The organism is Bacteroides nordii (genome assembly GCF_019930665.1).
Classification (GTDB): domain Bacteria; phylum Bacteroidota; class Bacteroidia; order Bacteroidales; family Bacteroidaceae; genus Bacteroides; species Bacteroides nordii.
Genome location: NZ_CP082886.1, coordinates 1,525,485 through 1,545,281, shown reverse-complemented (window position 1 = coordinate 1,545,281; position 19,797 = coordinate 1,525,485). Strand labels below are relative to the sequence as shown.

17 protein-coding genes are annotated in these 19,797 nt (G+C 39.2%); 5 read left to right on the top strand and 12 right to left on the bottom strand.

Annotation, left to right across the window (positions count from 1 at the left end; all coding sequences use genetic code 11):
* Positions 1-56: 56 nt before the first annotated feature.
* The 5 genes from K8P02_RS05975 to K8P02_RS05955 all read right to left on the bottom strand — a co-directional run bounded on the left by K8P02_RS05975 (position 57) and on the right by K8P02_RS05955 (position 6,742).
* Positions 57-656 carry an RNA polymerase sigma-70 factor gene (locus tag K8P02_RS05975; protein WP_002562637.1) on the bottom strand — a complete coding sequence of 200 codons (600 nt, stop codon included), beginning with the start codon at positions 654-656 and terminating at the stop codon, positions 57-59.
* A gap of 196 nt (positions 657-852) precedes the next feature.
* Complete coding sequence (locus K8P02_RS05970; protein WP_025867754.1) at positions 853-2,373, bottom strand: peptide MFS transporter; 1,521 nt, start codon at positions 2,371-2,373, stop codon at positions 853-855.
* A gap of 76 nt (positions 2,374-2,449) precedes the next feature.
* Positions 2,450-2,929, bottom strand: coding sequence for a Cys-tRNA(Pro) deacylase (gene ybaK / locus K8P02_RS05965; protein WP_002562639.1), 480 nt, complete (start codon positions 2,927-2,929; stop codon positions 2,450-2,452).
* A gap of 371 nt (positions 2,930-3,300) precedes the next feature.
* Positions 3,301-6,126, bottom strand: coding sequence for an excinuclease ABC subunit UvrA (gene uvrA / locus K8P02_RS05960; RefSeq protein ID WP_007485982.1), 2,826 nt, complete (start codon positions 6,124-6,126; stop codon positions 3,301-3,303).
* A gap of 7 nt (positions 6,127-6,133) precedes the next feature.
* Positions 6,134-6,742, bottom strand: a complete 609-nt coding sequence (locus K8P02_RS05955) for a gliding motility-associated C-terminal domain-containing protein (protein ID WP_223382115.1) — start codon at positions 6,740-6,742, stop codon at positions 6,134-6,136.
* 230 nt (positions 6,743-6,972) lie between these two features.
* On the opposite strand from K8P02_RS05955, the gene K8P02_RS05950 reads away from it, so the two are divergent.
* Both K8P02_RS05950 and K8P02_RS05945 read left to right on the top strand, forming a co-directional pair.
* Complete coding sequence (locus tag K8P02_RS05950; RefSeq protein ID WP_025867752.1) at positions 6,973-8,760, top strand: LysM peptidoglycan-binding domain-containing protein; 1,788 nt, start codon at positions 6,973-6,975, stop codon at positions 8,758-8,760.
* A 1-nt stretch (position 8,761) separates the two neighbouring features.
* On the top strand, positions 8,762-9,466 hold the full coding sequence (locus tag K8P02_RS05945; protein ID WP_025867751.1) for a porin family protein: 705 nt from the start codon (positions 8,762-8,764) through the stop codon (positions 9,464-9,466).
* A 129-nt stretch (positions 9,467-9,595) separates the two neighbouring features.
* Here K8P02_RS05945 and K8P02_RS05940 read toward each other — a convergent pair whose 3' ends face one another.
* From K8P02_RS05940 to K8P02_RS05920, 5 genes are all read right to left on the bottom strand, one after another.
* On the bottom strand, positions 9,596-10,042 hold the full coding sequence (locus K8P02_RS05940) for a DUF4293 domain-containing protein (RefSeq protein ID WP_025867750.1): 447 nt from the start codon (positions 10,040-10,042) through the stop codon (positions 9,596-9,598).
* A gap of 165 nt (positions 10,043-10,207) precedes the next feature.
* Positions 10,208-10,543, bottom strand: coding sequence for a DNA-directed RNA polymerase subunit omega (locus K8P02_RS05935; protein ID WP_002562645.1), 336 nt, complete (start codon positions 10,541-10,543; stop codon positions 10,208-10,210).
* 15 nt (positions 10,544-10,558) lie between these two features.
* Positions 10,559-11,362: an outer membrane protein assembly factor BamD gene (locus K8P02_RS05930; RefSeq protein WP_007485988.1), complete on the bottom strand. Its 804-nt coding sequence runs from the start codon at positions 11,360-11,362 to the stop codon at positions 10,559-10,561.
* 180 nt (positions 11,363-11,542) lie between these two features.
* Entirely contained in the window at positions 11,543-11,968 is a 426-nt protein-coding gene (locus K8P02_RS05925) for a hypothetical protein (protein WP_002562647.1), read from the bottom strand.
* 27 nt (positions 11,969-11,995) lie between these two features.
* Positions 11,996-13,294 (bottom strand): phenylacetate--CoA ligase family protein, encoded by a 1,299-nt coding sequence (locus K8P02_RS05920; protein ID WP_002562648.1) that lies wholly within the window; start codon positions 13,292-13,294, stop codon positions 11,996-11,998.
* A 440-nt stretch (positions 13,295-13,734) separates the two neighbouring features.
* Between K8P02_RS05920 and uvrB the strand changes: the two genes are divergently transcribed.
* The 3 genes from uvrB to K8P02_RS05905 all read left to right on the top strand — a co-directional run bounded on the left by uvrB (position 13,735) and on the right by K8P02_RS05905 (position 17,321).
* The gene (gene uvrB, locus K8P02_RS05915; RefSeq protein WP_223382113.1) at positions 13,735-15,765 is read left to right on the top strand and encodes an excinuclease ABC subunit UvrB; all 2,031 of its coding nucleotides are present in this window, start codon (positions 13,735-13,737) and stop codon (positions 15,763-15,765) included.
* Positions 15,766-16,190: 425 nt separating this feature from the next.
* Positions 16,191-16,664, top strand: a complete 474-nt coding sequence (locus K8P02_RS05910; protein ID WP_002562650.1) for an alanyl-tRNA editing protein — start codon at positions 16,191-16,193, stop codon at positions 16,662-16,664.
* 228 nt (positions 16,665-16,892) lie between these two features.
* A complete protein-coding gene (locus K8P02_RS05905; RefSeq protein WP_025867749.1) occupies positions 16,893-17,321 on the top strand; it encodes an Hsp20/alpha crystallin family protein in 429 nt (142 codons plus the stop codon).
* A gap of 104 nt (positions 17,322-17,425) precedes the next feature.
* Here the strand turns inward: K8P02_RS05905 and K8P02_RS05900 are convergent, their stop codons facing one another.
* Both K8P02_RS05900 and K8P02_RS05895 read right to left on the bottom strand, forming a co-directional pair.
* Entirely contained in the window at positions 17,426-18,592 is a 1,167-nt protein-coding gene (locus tag K8P02_RS05900) for an ABC transporter permease (RefSeq protein ID WP_025867748.1), read from the bottom strand.
* A 98-nt stretch (positions 18,593-18,690) separates the two neighbouring features.
* The gene (locus tag K8P02_RS05895) at positions 18,691-19,794 is read right to left on the bottom strand and encodes an ABC transporter permease (RefSeq protein ID WP_007485996.1); all 1,104 of its coding nucleotides are present in this window, start codon (positions 19,792-19,794) and stop codon (positions 18,691-18,693) included.
* Positions 19,795-19,797 lie beyond the last annotated feature (3 nt).

The following is a 19,797-nucleotide window of genomic DNA, read 5'->3' as shown; positions in this document are numbered from 1 at the left end:
TCAAGAAAAAACAATTATGGAGAATTTAATCACACAAAGAGCTGTATTTTCTGATATTAGTGTCTAAACAAAAAGACAAATGCCACAACAATAGCAAAAAGATAGTCACCAAGCCCTTCTTTCAGTACAGACAAGGCCTTTTTAATATGATATTTAACTGTATTGATAGAGATATTCAGACGTTCTGCTATTTCCTGATTAGAAAGTCCTTCAAACCGGCTCATTTGGAATACAGTCCGGCATTCAACAGGTAAGGTTGACACTATCTCTTCTATTTTATCCTCCAGTTCCAATAAAGCTATTTTATCAAACAACTCTTCGTCAGCAATAAAACAAGTCTCATATTCATCAATAGTACTCATGCGCACAACCTTGGTTTCCTGCACATTACTACGCAAATAATCAATACTCCTGTTACGAACCGAACGGATTAAATACCCTTTCAACGAAATATTAATATCCAATTGTTTTCGTTTTTCCCATACCGATAGCAATACATCCTCGGCTATACCCTGGCATATATATTCATCCTCTATATATTCATAGGCAATAGCACACATCAATGCATAATAGAGATCGAACAAACGGCGAAAAGCATTGTGTTCTCCATTCCTTAATTGAATAAGTAATTCGGTTTCTATATGATAAGGATTCATTCAGTTGTTTACCTTACAATTTTATCTTGTGCCACAAAGTTATACGAAATTTAATTTAATATGTAAGAAAACACAGATAAAAAACAAAATAAAGAAACAAATCGCCTAATTTTATCTACAATGTGAGAAAAAAAAAGCGAGAGTATCCGTTCTACTAGGATACCCTCGCCATATTCTATAATAACAAAGCTATTTCTTATTTAGCCACTCTTTCCAACCATTTCAGCATAAAGAGCATTGTAATCATCGAAATACTACAAGCCACCACAAATACTGTCCATGTCATCCAGATAGGAATTGTCTCATACAGCACAGCACCGATGAAAAGCAACTGATTACCTATAGCAGTAGCACCAAGCCATCCACCTTGCATGATACCCTGATATTTAGGAGGAGCCACTTTGGAGACAAACGAAATTCCCAACGGAGAAATATACAATTCAGCAACTGTAAGGATAAGGTAAGTCAACATCAACAACAACGGAGTGACTTTCACCGGTGAAGTTCCTACAGCTAAGATTTCTTTATGCAGAGGCAAATCGGCAACATAAGAGCCAATGGCCATTACAACAAATCCCAAAGCTGCTATTCCCATACCGATTGCAATCTTTTTCGGAGTAGATGGTTCACATCCACGAGCACGCTGACGAGCAAATACAGCCATTATCACCGGAGTAAGGAACACCACAAAGAAAGGATTCAACGATTGGAACAATTCAGCCGAGATAGGCATTCCAAAGAGATTAAGATCGGTGTATTCTTTTGCAAAGAATGTCAGCGTCAAACCATTCTGATGGAAAGAGAACCAGAAGAAAATAACCACACCAAATACAGCAAACAAAGCATAAATACGCTGTTTTACCTCTTGTGCACTCATCTCTACTACAGATGCAGCGGTATTGCTCTTATCGGCAACAGCTTTCTTACTTGGATCCGGGAAGTTCTTCTTATTCAACATATAGATAAGAAGTGAAACAGCCATTGCTACAATAGCAATAGCAAAAGCATAATGGAAACCGGTAGTAAATACATTCAGATAATCAGCAGCAAAAGTTGTAAGATCGGTTACAGGAGTAGAAGAAGACTCTGAGGCCAATCTGGTATAAGTTTCGATAGCTTCCGGAGTTAAAGTCTGAGCCAATTGTCCATGGCACAGAGCAGGCAGATCGGCATTATAGGCATAACCGAAAGTAGACAACCACCAGTTACGTACACCAATTGCTGCCATCGGAGCAAAAATAGCACCTATGTTAATGAACATATAGAATAACGAGAAACCGGAGTCACGCATAGAAGAGTACTGAGGATTGTCGTACATCTGTCCGACCAATGCTTGCAGGTTACCTTTAAAAAGTCCGTTACCAAAAGCAATAACAAACAATCCGATACAGGTGATAGTTAAGAATAAAGTTTGATTGTCAACCGGAGTTTTGGAAGGAATAGCAAGCATCAGATAACCCAAGGCCATCAAAACAATACCTACCATAATCGTTCCTTTGTAGTTTCGTGTTTTATCGGCAATAATACCCCCTACCAAGGCAAGGATGTAAATAGAGAAATAAAACGTTGAATAAATAATTCCTGCGGTCTTTCCATCCAGCCCAAACTTAGCTTGCAGGAAAAGAACAAGGATTGCCATCATAGTATAAAAGCCGAAACGTTCGCCAAGATTGGCCAAAGCGGCTGGGATTAACCCTTTAGGGTGTTTACTAAACATAAGATATAAATATTTAATTAATAATTTGAATTGTCATTTCAGGTATAATTTCTGCAAATATATACTTTTTTTTGAATTATTCAGTGAACAAGACACAAACTTCGGCGCGTGCTTCCTTAATTAAATCGTTAGGAGCCACTTTTATCTGTAACCCCCGCTGGCCGGCACTTACATAAATATACGGAAACTCAAGGCAGGTCTCATGAATATAGGTAGGAAAATGCTTTTTCATCCCGATAGGTGAACAGGCACCACGAATATATCCGGTAGTAGGAAGAAGTTCCTTCATCGGAATCATATCACAACTCTTGTTGCCGGATACTTTAGCAGCAAGTTTCAGATTCACCTCTTTATCACCGGGAACAATACAAACAAAATGCCCGGTCTTATCTCCATGCAAAACAAGGGTCTTAAACACCTGGTCGATATTCTCTCCTAAATTTGCTGCCACATGTACAGCACTCAAATCATCTTCGTCTACCTCGTAAGGAATTAGCTCGTAAGATATTTTAGCCTTATCTAACAAACGGGCAGCATTGGTTTTATTTATTTTCATGGCTTATTTCTTTCTGTTTATAGATTTCGAAGAACAAAAATAGGAAAAAATTATCCCCCGGCAAAAACGTTGATTCGTTTTTACCGGGGGAAATACACCTTTATAATACTTCAAACGCATATCTTCTGCGTATAGTAACGAAGTATCTTTTTATTTTTTCATAAACTTAAAGGTTTTCACACCATCTTGTCTGACCATTTTCACAGACTATCCAGTATGGCATCTCTATTGGCAGATACCGGGGAACAAACAAATAACAACGATAAAACAAATAATTGATTCTTCATCTTAGGGTATGTATTTTTAGTTTTCTTTACCACCAACAGGCGTGCAAGTCCGGAAAAATCCGCTACCGGAAACGGTATTCCTCGCTAAAGGGAAAGTTCCTCGCGAAGAAACTTCGGCGTATATCCTTTCTTGCTCTTCGCAACCTCTTCAGGCGTACCGAAACTAAGAAGTTTTCCTCCTCCCTTACCACCATCCGGTCCCATATCAATGATATAGTCTGCCATCTTTATTACATCCAGATTATGCTCTATCACAATAACCGTATTTCCCTTATCTACAAGCTTATTCAGTACATTCATCAGCACACGGATATCTTCAAAATGCAGCCCGGTGGTAGGTTCATCAAGGATATAAAGTGTCTTACCGGTATCACGCTTTGAGAGTTCGGTAGCCAACTTCACACGCTGACTTTCACCACCGGAAAGTGTAGTTGACGACTGCCCTAACTTAATATATCCCAAACCAACGTCCTGTATCACTTTTATCTTATTCAGGATTTGTGGTACATTTTCAAAGAATTCAACTGCACGATTGATAGTCATATCCAACACATCGGCTATGGATTTTCCTTTAAAACGTACTTCCAGTGTTTCGCGGTTATAACGTTTGCCATGACACACTTCGCAGGGTACATATACATCCGGCAGAAAGTTCATTTCAATTGTCTTATAACCATTCCCGGAACAAGCTTCACAACGTCCGCCAGACACATTGAACGAGAAACGTCCCGGCTTATAACCACGTATCTTTGCTTCCGGTAATCCTACAAACAAATTGCGAATATCAGAAAAAACACCTGTGTAGGTAGCCGGGTTGGAACGTGGTGTACGTCCCAACGGCGATTGATCTACATTGACCACTTTATCAATATTCTCTAATCCTTCAATAGAACCATATTCCAACGGATCCTGAAGAGAACGATAAAACTTCTGCGAAAGAATAGGCTGCAACGTTTCGTTTATCAACGTAGATTTACCACTACCCGATACACCGGTCACACAAATCAATTTACCCAATGGGAATTCCACATCCACATTCTTCAGGTTATTTCCTTTTGCACCGCGAAGCCACAACGACTTACCATTACCGGGACGGCGTTTGGCAGGAACTTCTATCTTTTGCTGACCATTCAGGTATTGCGAGGTTAATGTAGACGTCTGTAACATCTCCTGTGGCTTACCGGCAAATACCACTTCACCACCCAGGCGACCCGCTTTAGGTCCCATATCAATCACATAATCAGAAGCCAACATCATATCTTTGTCATGCTCTACCACAATCACAGAATTACCCATATCACGCAATTCCTTCAATGAGTTAATCAGACGCAGATTATCCCGCTGATGAAGTCCGATACTCGGCTCGTCCAGAATATAAAGCACATTCACTAACTGCGAACCAATCTGTGTTGCCAATCGAATACGCTGACTCTCACCACCCGATAAACTCACCGAACTACGATTGAGAGATAGATAATCCAACCCTACATCCAACAGGAATTTCAGGCGTGTACGAATTTCTTTCAATATCTCGGCGGCAATCTTCTTTTGTTTATCAGACAAAAACTCATCCACTTTCTGCAACCAGTCATAAAGCTCGCTGATATCCATATTGGAGAGTTCATTGATATTCTTATCATGAATGCGGAAATGCAATGCCTCTTTGTTGAGTTTCGCTCCCTTGCATTCAGGACAGACGGTAGTACGGGCGAACTGTTCTGCCCACTTCTGAGCCGTAGCCGAAGCATCTTTCTCCTGCAACATCTGGATATACTTCACTACACCCTCATACGTCACGAAATAATCAGAAGAGGTGCCAATGAGCGAACTCTTTATCTTAATTCGTTCATCCGATCCATACAGCACTTCATCCATAGCATCCTCCGGTAAATCTTTAACCGGAGTTTTCAATGTGGCTTCATACTTTTCAAGCAATGCACCAATTTGCCAGAATATCATTGCATTTTTATATTTGCCCAATGGAGCAATAGCACCTTCGTAGATAGACATGTTCCGGTCTGGAATCACCTTATCGACATCAATCTGATTCACTACTCCAAGTCCTTTACACTTTGGGCAGGCTCCCTGCGGAGAGTTAAAAGAGAAATTATGCGGAGCCGGTTCCCTGTATGAAAGTCCGGTTACGGGACACATTAAACGCTTACTGTAGTGACGGAGTTCTCCGGTAGTGACGTCCAATATCATTAGTAATCCGTCACCCTGACGCATTGCTGTGGCAACACTTTGTTTCAGACGTTTATCGTCCTTATCGCCCACTATCATTTTATCAATCACTACTTCAATATCATGGTTCTTGTAGCGATCCAACTTCATACCATGCGTCACTTCACGTACCTCACCATCTACACGTACATAAAGATACCCCTTCTTACGTACTTGTTCGAACAGTTCTTTATAGTGTCCTTTACGGGCACGCACCAACGGTGCCAACATATAGATTTTCTTGCCTTTATAATCTCCTAAAATAAGGTCAAGTATCTGCTCTTCGGTATATTTCACCATTTTCTCTCCTGAGAGATAAGAGTAAGCTATTCCGGCACGGGCATAGAGCAAACGGAGATAATCATAGATCTCCGTTGTTGTACCCACTGTAGAGCGGGGATTCTTGTTTGTTGTTTTCTGTTCGATGGAAATCACCGGACTCAATCCGGTTATTTTATCTACATCGGGACGCTCCAGATTACCCAAAAAATTACGGGCATAAGCTGAAAAAGTTTCAATATAACGTCGTTGTCCCTCAGCAAATATCGTATCGAATGCCAAAGAAGATTTACCACTTCCGCTCAATCCGGTAATAACTGTCAGACTGTTACGGGGAATTTCAGCATCAATATCTTTCAAATTATGTACACGCGCACCGTATACATTTATATATTCTGTTTCCTGCATATCCTTTTTACCTCAGTATATTTATATCTCCTTTATGCTTGTACACTACTCCATCCGCACCACGTGCTTCTATTACGATAAAATACACGCCTACCGGCACCTGATGCCCACGAGATGTTCCATCCCATCCTTTATCAATGTCCGTCAATCCCCACTGATACAACTTCTGCCCCCAGCGATTGAACACAACAGCATCGAAACTAACAAGTGATTTATACTTCACTTTAAAAATATCATTAATACCGTCTCCGTTAGGTGAAAAAGCATTAGGTATTTTCAATTCCGACTCAGGTACCTGAATGATAAACACATCTGATATCGAAGTTGGTCCGTCTTCTGTTTCCGTATCACTCACCTGTAACCTGACATAGAATGTCCCCGAAGTAACAAAATCAAAAATGGTTTCTTCTTCATAACGTGGTGACCCGCTTATAGGATCGTTAAATTCCTCATCAGATGCAAAATTCCATTCATAACGTAATGTTGGAGAAGGAGACTCAATATTGGCCACAAAACGAAATTTAAGTGGAGCCGACCCCACATATGGTTCCCCACCGGCCTCAAGTGTCTTGGGCTCTGTAGGATCAGTACCATTCTCCAGTAGCAATATAGCCACAGGATTTAACTTAATCTGTGCCCAACTCTCTGAAAAAGGAAAGGCAAGACAGAACAATATTATATAAGATAATCTGTGTAGTGACATAACATCTGCAAAATTAATGTTTCCACTTGAATTATGGTCTTAAAGAAACACAATATTATTTTCTTAACTCAATTATTAGGCAGATATATATCAGAATTTGTACCTTTGTTGCCTGATTTTAAGAACTAATAGTTTAAAAATTGATGAGACCCTTAATAAACCGAATACTCTTTCTTCTGTTTTTTATAAGCATTTCTTGTATGAGCCTTCATGCTCAGGAGAATCAATCTTACTTCCTTCACACCATTGAAAAGGGACAAAGTTTATATTCCATATCCAGTATGTATGGAGTCAGTCAATCAGATATCATACAGTTAAATCCGGGATGTGAAGAGAAAATCTATGCGGGACAAACAATCCGGATTCCTCAGAAACAAAAAGCATCAAAACAAGATGAAAAATTCCACACCATTGAAGCTGGGGAAACTTTATATAAACTAACTACAATATATAATGTATCGGCTAAAGCAATCTGTGAAGCCAACCCCGGACTAAGTGCTGAAAATTTCCGTATCGGACAAGTGATCCGTATTCCTTCCGCCGAAGAAGTTGCACAAACGACTGCCACTCCTTTGACTCAGAATGTTACGGCAACTTCTCCATCGACTGCCACCATTCAAGGTCCTGTTCAATCCAGATGCAAAGATATGCATAAGGTAAAACGACGTGAAACCATTTTTAGCGTCAGTCGCGAATACGGTATCAGCGAACAGGCACTGATTGATGCCAACCCGGAGCTAAAACAAGGGATGAAAAAAGGCCAGTTCCTTTGCATCCCCTACCCTTCGGCAAAGCCTGTAACACCTCAGGAGAATAAAGACATAACTCCTCCTACTGATAAGGAACTATTCCTGGCCAGTAAAGAAGCACCGGAAAAAATTAGTACCATAAAAGCAGCCATATTATTGCCTTTCCTTCAAGATAAGCGTATGGTTGAATATTACGAAGGATTCCTTCTTGCTGTAGACAGCCTGAAACGTACAGGCACTTCTATTGATCTTTATGCTTATAATTGTGGAGACGACAATGCTTCTCTAAATAACATTCTTGCCAAAGATGAAATGAAAAAAATGAATATAATCTTTGGCCCGTCACAATCAAAGCACACAAAAACGCTGGCAGCCTTTGCTAAGAAACATGATATTCGTATGGTTATTCCTTTCTCTTCGAAAGAAGAGGAGGTGTTTAGCAATCCGTTTATTTATCAGATTAATACTCCACAGTCTTATCTGTATTCAGAGGTATACGAACACTTTATACGCCAGTTCTCCAATGCCAATATAATCATATTGGAAGCTACGGCAGTAGATAAAGACAAAACGGAATTTATCAAAGGACTGAAACAGGAATTGGCAAACAAAAGAATTCCGGTAAAGACACTCCCCGAGTCAGCCACAGCACAAGCGATGAAGGAAGTTCTACGCAGTGATAAAGAAAATATTTTTATCCCTACATCTGGCAGTGATGTGACACTCATTAAAATCATTCCACAGCTAACTGTACTGGTGAGAGAGAATCCGGACGCTAACGTACACCTTTTTGGTTACCCGGAATGGCAGACTTATACAAAAGATCACCTGGACAGTTTCTTTGAGCTGGATACATATTTTTACTCTTCGTTTTATACAAACAATATGCTTCCGGCGGCTATCAACTTCATCAACTCTTATCACAAATGGTATAGTAAAGATATGGCCATCAATTACCCTCAATACGGAATGTTAGGATTTGATACGGGATTCTTCTTCCTGAAAGGATTATCCAGATATGGTTCCGAACTGGAAAAGAATCTACCTAAAATGGATCTGACTCCTATACAAACCGGATTTAAATTTCAACGGGTGAACAACTGGGGAGGTTTCATCAACAAGAAAGTATTCTTTGTTCATTTTACAAAGAACTTTGAATTAGTAAAGCTTGACTTTGAATAAGATGACACATATAAAAACAACAATCATAACAACTGTGTTACTAATAGGCATTGCTTTTCCGGCAATGGCACAGATTGGCGAAATGCGTCATAATTTTGCTATCGGAATAAATGGTGGTGTCAATCTCAACAAAGTCTCTTTTCAACGAAAGATAAAGCAAAGTATGCCCATGGGAATCACAGGCGGATTGACTGCCCGTTATATCTCTGAGAAATATTTTGCTATGATTTGCGGTGCACAGGTTGAGCTAAACTTTTCACAACGAGGCTGGGAAGAGGCTTTCGAATTAGCCGACGGTACCAAAGACCTTAGTCGAAGTTATAGTAGGAATATGAATTACATCGATATCCCTTTTTTAGCCCATCTGGCATTTGGTAAAGATTACGGCGTACAGTTTTTTATCAACTTAGGGCCACAGGTAGGCTTTTTAATAGGTGAATCAGAAAAGGCAAGCGGATGGACGGCCGAACAAATTGCCAGTGCAAAAGAATATGGAAAAAAGATAGAAAACAAATTCGACTATGGAATAACCGGAGGAGGTGGACTTGAAGTAAGAAGTAAAAAAGCCGGTAGTTTTCTGTTAGAAGGAAGATATTACTTTGCATTATCCGATTTCTATCACACCAGCAAAAAAGATGATTTCGACCGTGCAGCTCACAGTACCATATCAATAAAGCTGACTTATCTGTTTGATTTGAAGAAATAAAGATATATACTCTTTAAGATTATCAGAGATTTTAATAATATCAGACTACTTCATAAAAAGATGCCACACCGTTTTGTAGAACAGTGTGGCATCTTTTTATGAAGTATGCAACTATTTGTATGATTTGATTTATCTCAACCGATCAGCAGCATGCACCATTGCTTCATCACGACCAATTGCACGTATGGCTAAATAATTAAGAATAATGGCAATCAATGGAAAGCACAACGCCCAATGAAACTGAAAAGAAGTCTCATCACTGCGAAGCACAAAGAAGAAAGCAAAAAAAGCCATATAATATCCCACCAATAATAAACTATTGAATATAGTCATACGGATCTGTAATATGCGATTCTTAAAAAGAAAGATAGTAGCAAATGCAATAATAGCAGCCAGCATTAAAATACAAAAAAGCCCCCATGTAGACTGAAATGCATCACCCATTGTAAGTCCGAGCGGTTTAAAAACATTTACTGCCCCATTAAAATCAATCAAAGAGCCCACAGGCAAGCACATGCTTGCTATCAACAAGCCTGTAACAAGTAACAAATAAATACTCTGAATACGTTGAATCATATTGTCTTAGTAGTTTTAAAGTTTATAACGATAATAAAAAAAATAGCCGACAGTAAAAAAATAGTCAAGTAATAATAAGAACACTCTTCCTACTTACTACTTGACTACTTAATTCTTACTACGTTATTCTATTCTTAACTTCTTGCTTTCTTTTTACAGCTTCTTTTACTGTAGTTTTTCTTTTTCCTTAGCCGGATTTCTATAGTAAATCTTACCTTCGATATACTCTTGTGTAGCAATCAATGTAGGTTTCGGCAATTTTTCATAATAGCGAGAAATCTCGATCTGTTCACGATTCTCAAATACTTCTTCCAAGTTGTCATTATAAGAAGCAAACTCTGCCAGCTTCTTGGAAAGATCACTTTTGATCTCCACGCTAATCTGATTGGCACGTTTACCAATGATAGCCACTGTTTCGTAAACATTACCTGTATCAGCGCACAATTCCATCATGTCACGCGTAACGGTGTTAGTAGGAGCATTCGTTTTTTTGTAATCCATAAATCTATTTATAATTTAATCTTTAATTACTTTGGTTGATGCGTTAAATATCTTTTCAGCTTCCTTCAGATATTTACTTTCCGGAAACTCATTCTTAAAAGCATAATATTCATCGACAGTTTCGCGATAACGATCTATCTTTTTCTCTTCTATACTATTAATAGCCATTTCATATTTAGCACGAAGAATGAGAATAGAGAGGTCCTCACGATAATCAGTATAAGGATAATCTTTTAGTGCATTCTGAGCAGTGATTACACACGACTCATAATTATTACCCATATAATTACCCAAATTATAATACAATTTAGCAGACATGAATTCTTTCAGAACAAGCTTATCCTGAAGAGCAAAAATCATATCCTGAGCTTCTTGTTTTTTAGAACTTGCAGGATAATATTCCAGGAATGTCTGTAACTGCTGAATAGCTGTATAAGTACCAGACTGATCCAGACGTGCCTCCGGGGTATCCAAATAAAGCGCTTTACCTGCATGATAACTTGCCAATTCAGCAAATGTGCCACGCGGATAAGTATTGGTATAGGTTATAAATGTCTGGGCAGCAGTAGAATAATCTTTCTGATTATAATAACTCATACCTAACATATAAAGAGATTCTTCTGCTTTATCAGTACCTTTCAAGATGGTTATCAGCTCATTCAATAATGTAGCAGAACGCCCATATTGACCTTTAGCGAAGTAGTTTTTTGCCGCCTCATACTTATATTCGTAATCGGTACTTTTTAGCAACTTATTGTACTCTCCACACGAGGAAAGCGTAGCGGCTGCAAGCAGAGTTATAATAATATTCTTCTTCATCCTATTTTAAATAATGCGCAAAGTTACAGAATCATGCGGAATAAACCAATTAATCAATGTTTTTTAATATAAAATAGGAGTTAGAATTTAGTAGTTAGTAGTTAGAATCTATGCAGATTAGCTGTATGCCGCAAGGATTCTATCTACTAGCTACTAAATTCTAACTCCTATTTCTACCTCCTAAAGCCTATACAGATCACTTGCTGCCAGCAAATCTACTTTTTTCTCTGTGAGTACGCGAATACAATTCTCCATATCATTAGGACGAATCACAACATTTGCCGTATTGTTATTGGCAAACGAATACATGTACTCAATAAATACTCCTTCATCAGATAAAAATCGCAGTACTTTGGCAAGTGCACCTGGTACGTTAGGACAACTAATACCTACCACGTCTGTTACATTCACAGCAAAATGATTCTCTTTCAAAGCCTTATAAGCTCTGTCAGGATCAGATACTATACCACGCAAAATACCAAAATCTGCATTTTCAGCTATACACAAGGCAGAAAGATTTATATTTTCCTTCGCCAGCACTTCAGTCACTTCCGTCAAACGACCAGACTTATTTTCCAAAAAGATAGAAAGTTGTTTTGCTACCATAATATTTGAAATTTAAAAAGTTACAACTTACAATTTTCTATTATCAATCACCCTCTTCGCTTTGCCTACGCTACGTTCAATACTACGTGGTTCAACCAGCTTCACATCTACTCCCAATCCCAACACACTCTGCAGACGAGAAGTAAGTTTCTTCTTCAATGCCAGCATTTTATTAATCTCGTCAGAATAAGCGTCTTCACGAACTTCCACTTTCAGCTCCATCGTATCCGTATTATTCTTACGATCAATAATCAACAGATAATGTGGTTCGAATTCCGGCATCTCAAGGATGACAGACTCAATCTGAGTTGGGAATACATTGACTCCACGGATAATAAGCATATCATCACTACGTCCCAGGATACGATCCATACGCACTAACGTACGTCCACAATTACATTTATCATAATGTAAAGCAGTAAGATCTTTTGTACGATAACGCAATAAAGGCATTCCTTCTTTGGTAAGATGAGTGAAAACAAGTTCACCGGTTTGTCCTGGTTCAACAGGTTGCAGTGTAAGAGGATCGATTATTTCAGGAAAATAATGGTCTTCATTTAAATGTGTACCATGCTGGCATTCACACTCATAACCTACCCCGGGGCCGGCAATTTCACTCAATCCATATATATCATAAGCTTTAATGCCCAGCTTTTCTTCTATTTCACGACGCATATTCTCCGTCCACGGCTCAGCTCCGAAAGCACCGGCTTTCAGCTTAAACTCTTCACGGGGCAATCCGGAATCTTTAATCGCATCCGCCAGATAAAGCGCATAAGAAGGCGTACAACACAACAAAGTAGAGCCAAAGTCATGCATCAGAGTAATTTGTTTTTCTGTATTGCCACTTGACATGGGAATAACCGATGCTCCGATATTCTCAGCTCCGGCATGAGCCCCCAGTCCACCGGTAAACAAACCATAACCATAAGACACCTGGAAAATATCCGAGCTGTCAGCTCCATAAGCAGTAAAGGCACGTGATAAACATTCCGTCCACGACGACAAGTCCTTACGGGTATACCCCACGACAGTCGGTTTACCCGTTGTCCCTGAAGAGGCATGAATACGCACAATCTGACTCATTGGAACCGCACATAATCCGAACGGATAATTATCTCTCAAATCGTACTTGGTGGTAAACGGTAATTTTACAATGTCATCAATGCTGTTAATATCATCCGGAGTAATTCCTAACTCCTGCATCTTTTTGCGATAAAAGGGGGTGTTGTGATAAACGTGCTCCACAATTTTTTTGAGCCGTATACTTTGGATTTTGCGAAGACTCTCACGGTCCATGCATTCGATACTTTCGTTCCAAATCATGTTTCTCGTTGTATTTATATTTGTATTAATCTGTTTTTTCTTTACACAACCCGCTGAGGGAATTAAATAAATAATTGAGTAAATTTCGGCTAAATCAAACAAGAAATAATAAAGTGTACACTTTTACCTCACAACAATGTACACTCTTACCATACAAAAGTGTACAATATTGACCCACCAAAGTGTACACTTTTATAAGCGTTGATTACCAGCGCTTTACAGTCATCCATTTAGAAGGATAAAAAAACGATTCATGAGATAATTCAAACCTTTGTTTCTTTGCAGATTTGCCTCTCCATCAACCATCTTTTAAACAGCTTCACATCAACTCCAGCGATGTTTTATAATAAACTGTTGCAAAGTAAAGGATTTATTTGGAAAAACAATTTGTTTATCTCAACTATTTTCCCGAATATTGCTCCCCCTTTTAAAACAAAAACATGAATTTTGAATTAACATCCGCCTATAAGCCTACAGGCGACCAGCCTGAGGCTATTGCCCAATTAACCGAAGGTATAAAACAAGGATTACCTGCCCAGACCCTATTGGGTGTTACGGGCTCAGGAAAGACGTTTACTATAGCCAACGTCATAGCTAATATCAACAAACCTACATTGATATTGAGCCACAACAAAACGCTGGCCGCCCAGCTATACAGTGAATTTAAAGGATTTTTCCCCAACAACGCTGTGGAATACTATGTTTCATACTACGATTATTATCAGCCGGAAGCCTATCTTCCCAGCTCTGATACGTATATCGAAAAAGATCTTGCCATCAATGATGAAATAGATAAGCTACGGCTTGCCGCCACTTCTTCCCTACTCTCAGGACGTAAAGATGTAGTGGTAGTTTCTTCTGTTTCATGCATCTATGGTATGGGAAATCCATCCGACTTCTATGACAATGTCATAGAAGTGGAACGGGGGCGTATGCTGGATCGTAATGTATTTCTGCGCCGTCTCGTAGACAGCCTTTATGTACGCAATGACCTGGATCTGAATCGTGGTAACTTCCGTGTAAAAGGTGATACAGTAGACATTTATCTGGCCTATTCCGATACCATCCTGCGAGTGACTTTTTGGGGAGATGAAATTGATGGAATTGAAGAAGTAGATCCGATCTCAGGCATAACAATTGCTCCTTTTGAATCATACAAAATATACCCGGCTAATTTATTCATGACAACCAAAGAGGCAACTCTACGTGCTATCCACGAAATAGAAGATGACCTTACCAAGCAAGTAGCCTTTTTCGAATCTATCGGAAAAGAATATGAAGCCAAGCGTCTTTATGAACGGGTGACGTATGATATGGAAATGATTCGCGAGCTGGGGCACTGTTCCGGTATTGAGAACTATTCACGTTATTTTGATGGTCGCAGTGCCGGTACCCGCCCCTATTGCCTGCTCGACTTTTTCCCGGATGACTTTCTAATTGTTATAGACGAAAGCCATGTTAGCGTCCCACAGATACGTGCTATGTATGGTGGTGACCGCGCCCGAAAAATCAATCTGGTAGAATATGGTTTTCGCCTACCTGCAGCCATGGACAACCGTCCTCTTAAATTTGAAGAGTTCCAGGAAATGGCCAAACAGGTTATTTATGTCAGTGCAACTCCGGCCGATTACGAACTGGTGCAGTCCGAAGGTATTATTGTGGAACAAGTAATCCGACCTACCGGTCTGCTTGACCCTGTGATTGAGGTACGTCCCAGCCTCAACCAGATAGATGATCTTATGGAAGAAATTCAGATACGTATCGAAAAAGAAGAGCGTACTCTTGTGACGACTTTAACCAAGCGTATGGCTGAGGAATTAACAGAATATTTGCTTAATAACAATGTGCGATGCAACTATATCCACAGCGATGTAGATACGCTTGAGCGTGTGAAAATTATGGATGACCTTCGCCAAGGTGTATACGATGTATTGATCGGCGTAAATCTCTTGCGTGAAGGACTTGATTTACCAGAAGTATCTCTGGTTGCCATCCTTGATGCAGACAAAGAGGGCTTCCTGCGCTCCCATCGTTCTCTGACACAAACTGCCGGACGTGCTGCCCGAAACGTAAACGGAAAAGTAATCATGTATGCAGACAAAATGACGGAAAGTATGCAGTTGACAATTGACGAAACCAACCGACGCCGGGAAAAACAGCTTGCCTATAATGAAGCAAATGGCATCACCCCACAACAAATAAAGAAAGCACGTAATCTCGCAGTATTCGGTGGAAACAATACCGAGGAAATACTGAAAGAGAAACAAGTCTATATAGAACCATCGAGCCCCAATGTGGCTGCTGATCCGATCATCCAATATATGACTAAAGCTCAGATGCAAAAGAGTATAGACCGTACACGCAAGTTAATGCAGGAAGCTGCCAAGAAGTTGGAATTCATAGAAGCAGCGCAATATCGTGACGAATTGCTGAAACTGGAAGATCTTATGAAAGAGAAGTGGGAGGAATAAGCAGAAACTCTTAATAAAAATAGAATTCAATAAGAAAAGTATTAATCAATGTTATAAAACATATTTTTTCTTCCCCTAAATTTGCTAATATCCGGAAAACCCGTACATTTGCAATGTGTTTTTCATAGTATTAGATTTAAGGTTAACAAAGGTTGGAGCAAGGCGTTGCTCCTTTTTTTATGTCTATACGTTTGCTTTCTCTAAAAATAGTAATACATTTGCAATACAGATATTTCCTCCAAACAGCCAAGTATTATCATATAAATAAAATTCAAAGCTTTATCAAGATTATAATAAGACAAAATGTATTCTAACATACTTCTATTGATAAAATACACAGATTGTTTCATTCAAATAAAACTATAAATCAATATATAGAATTTGTAAGTTGAAGATACCAAGAATAAAAAACTATTAAAATAATTATGGAACAACAACCTCAGCTCAACGATCACAATAAGCAGGAGTATCCTCCTATGCATTCAGTAGAACACATTCTGAACGCAACCATGGTGAAAACTTTTGGCTGTCCACGCTCGCGAACGGCTCACATAGAAAAGAAAAAAAGTAAATGTGACTACGAACTTTCTTCCTGCCCTACTGATGAACAAATACAGGCTGTAGAAGATAAAGTAAATGAAGTTATCAATCAACATCTCCCTGTAACAATTGAATTCATGCCCAAAGAAGAAGCTAAAGACATCGTAGACCTTAGTAAGCTGCCGGAAGATGCAAGTGAAACTCTACGCATTGTCCGTATAGGAAATTATGATGCTTGTGCCTGCATCGGACTACATGTAGAAAATACCTCTGAAATAGATACATTCAAAATCATCAGTCACGATTATGATGAAGAAAAAAAAGTATTGAGGATACGGTTTAAGCTAATAAAACAATAGGAGAAAAAACAAAAATCTATCTATCTTATATAAAATAAACAAAAACAAGTAACATTATGGCATAAACAGCGAAACTTTGGCACTTCAATTCTGACAAATAGTCAAACACAAGAACAAAAATGCCTTGGCATATGTTTTGCTTAATTATTAATGGACAACGGTTCCGGAAACGGAACGGAAGTTCATTAATTAACCGAATGTTTAACTAAAAGATAGGAGACTAAAATTATGATGCCTGTTAGAAGAACTCAGAACTGGTTACCAAGTATCTTTAACGATTTCTTTGATAATGAATGGATGGTAAAAGCAAATGCTACTGCACCTGCTATTAATGTGATCGAATCAGAAAAAGAATACAAAGTAGAAGTGGCTGCTCCGGGTATGACGAAGGAAGATTTCAACATCCGTATCGATGAAGATAATAATCTCGTCATTTCTATGGAGAAGAAAACAGAAAACAAGGAAGAAAAGAAAGACGGTCGCTATCTGCGCCGTGAGTTCTCATACTCCAAGTTCCAGCAAACAATGATTTTGCCTGATAACGTAGACAAAGAAAAGATTTCAGCTCAGGTTGAAAATGGTGTTCTTGCCATTGAACTTCCAAAGCTTAGCGAAGAAGAGATTAAGAAACCTGAAAGAACCATCGAGATAAAATAATTATAAGACAAATTTTACTATAGAATTAAATAAAAAGAGGATACACTTCATTCAAGGGGTATCCTCTTTTTTTAATCATACTTCTTACACAAAACAAGTGAAACCTACGCCCTCTTTCGATAGCTTCGTACAGCCCATACATTAAAAAATAAAACAAATGCCAATAATGCTCCCAATTGTGGTAACATATCCGTAAAACCACTCCCCTTCAGATAAACCATACGCATTACCTGCATTAAATACTTTAACGGATTGAAGATAGTAATCGCCTGTGCCCATTCCGGCATACTGCTAATAGGAGTAAACAACCCACTCATAAGAATAAAAATTAGCATACAAAACCACATAACAAACATAGCTTGTTGCATGGTAGCAGAATGATTGGAGATAACCAGTCCCAATCCGGACATGGAAAGGACGAAAAGAATAGCGAAAAAGTAAATTACAAGAAAATGTCCGACAGGCAAGATACCGTAAAGTAACCAGGCCAGAATGAAACAAATGGTAAGTACCACAAAACCAATGAGCCAATACGGAAAGAGCTTTGCCAGAATAAAAGTAAATTTACCTACTGGCGTAACATTTATTTGCTCAATAGTACCAACTTCCTTCTCACTGACAATGTTGAGAGCAGGTAAAAAGCCACAAATAAGGGTAAGCAACATTACCATAAGAGCCGGGATCATGAACAATTTATAATTAAGGTTAGGATTGAATAAATTGAGAGTTGTATAGTTAGTTGAAGGTTGGGAGTTGGGAGTTGAAAGTTGGGAATTCACCATGCCACTTACATCGCCCGGCGTATCTCCCCGTGCAGGAAGCACTGCGGGAAGCGCCACTACTTCAGAAGCATAACTTTGAATGATATTAGATAGATAAGAGCCGCCAAGACCACCCTTGGTACCATTCACTGCATTAGCAGCAATGAGAACGTGAGGACTACGCCCTACAGTACAATCCTTTTCAAAATCACGCGGGATTTCAAGAATAATATCGGCATCACCAGCTTCCACGTTCTTTAACGCCTCATCATAAGAATCAGGAAGCGCTGTCAGACGAAAATAAGTAGAAGCGGAAATCTTATCAACCAACCGGCGAGAAGTAACAGAATGATCATTGTCTACAATATTGAGAGAAACATTCCGTATCTCCAGATTCATAGCCCAAGGCATCAGAATCATAATCATACAAGGAAAAACAAGTATGAGACGCGGAAGAAAGGAGTTGCGAAACAACTGCTTGAATTCTTTTTCTATGAGAAACTTTATCATATTCAATAATGTGTCAATATGCCAATGTGATAATGTACCAATTGGCTGGCACGTTTTAGTTGGTTAATTATATTGGTTAATTCTCCCTGGTTGATCTATCATTCCAATCTATTTTTAAACTTTTTAAAACTAATCGTTATCAGTACTGCTGCCATTAATGCCAGAATGCCTACTTCTTTCAAAACCAGCGTAATATCCACCCCTTCAATCATCAGTTTACGAACAGCCTGAATATACCAACGGGCAGGCAATATATCAGAAATAATCTGCAACACCAACGGCATACTCTCTATAGGAAAAATCATACCGGAAAGAATCATTGTCGGCATCATCAGTATCAACCCCGAAGCAAGCATGGCAGCCACCTGTGTCCGTGTCACAGAAGAGATGAGTAGCCCTAATGCCAACGACACGAATATAAATAACAAAGACACCGTTATCAACCAAAACAGGCTGCCTGCTACCGGCACATGCAGTACATAAACTGACAGCAACAGAATAGTGACCAGGTTGATGAACGACAATACAAAATAAGGTACTGCCTTTGACAAAATAACGAAAAGCGGTTTCACCGGAGAGACCAGCAAAATTTCCATCGTACCGGTTTCCTTCTCACGAACAATCGAAATAGAAGTCATCATCGCACAAATCAGCATAAGTATAAGCCCCATCACACCAGGTACAAAATTATAAGTACTCTTCATCTGCGGATTATAGAGCAATTTCACATCCGGCACAATAGTGGCAACCGACACGCCCGGAGGCAGCATTTCCTGCTGTACGGAAGCAATGATACCGGCAGCATAGTTCGTTCGGGTAGTTGCCATATTGGGATCAGTAGCATCGGCCACAAGCTGTATTTGTGAGTCACCGCTATAAATGCCATCAGCAAAACGGGTACTAAATACAATAGCCAGATCGGCATCTCCTTCACGAAAAATCGCTTCCAACTCTTCCGGAGAGTGTATCATGCGCTCCATCCTAAAGTATTCGCTGGCACCGATACGGTCTACAATACGACGAGTCATCACATCATTACTGGGATCAAGCACCACCACCCGCACATTTTTCACCTCTGTAGAGATAGCAAAACCAAAGAGGATAATCTGAACGACAGGCATACCCAAAAGGATTAGCATCGTTCTCCGGTCACGGAAAATATGATAAAATTCTTTTCTTACAAAGGCAAAAAACTGTTTCATAAT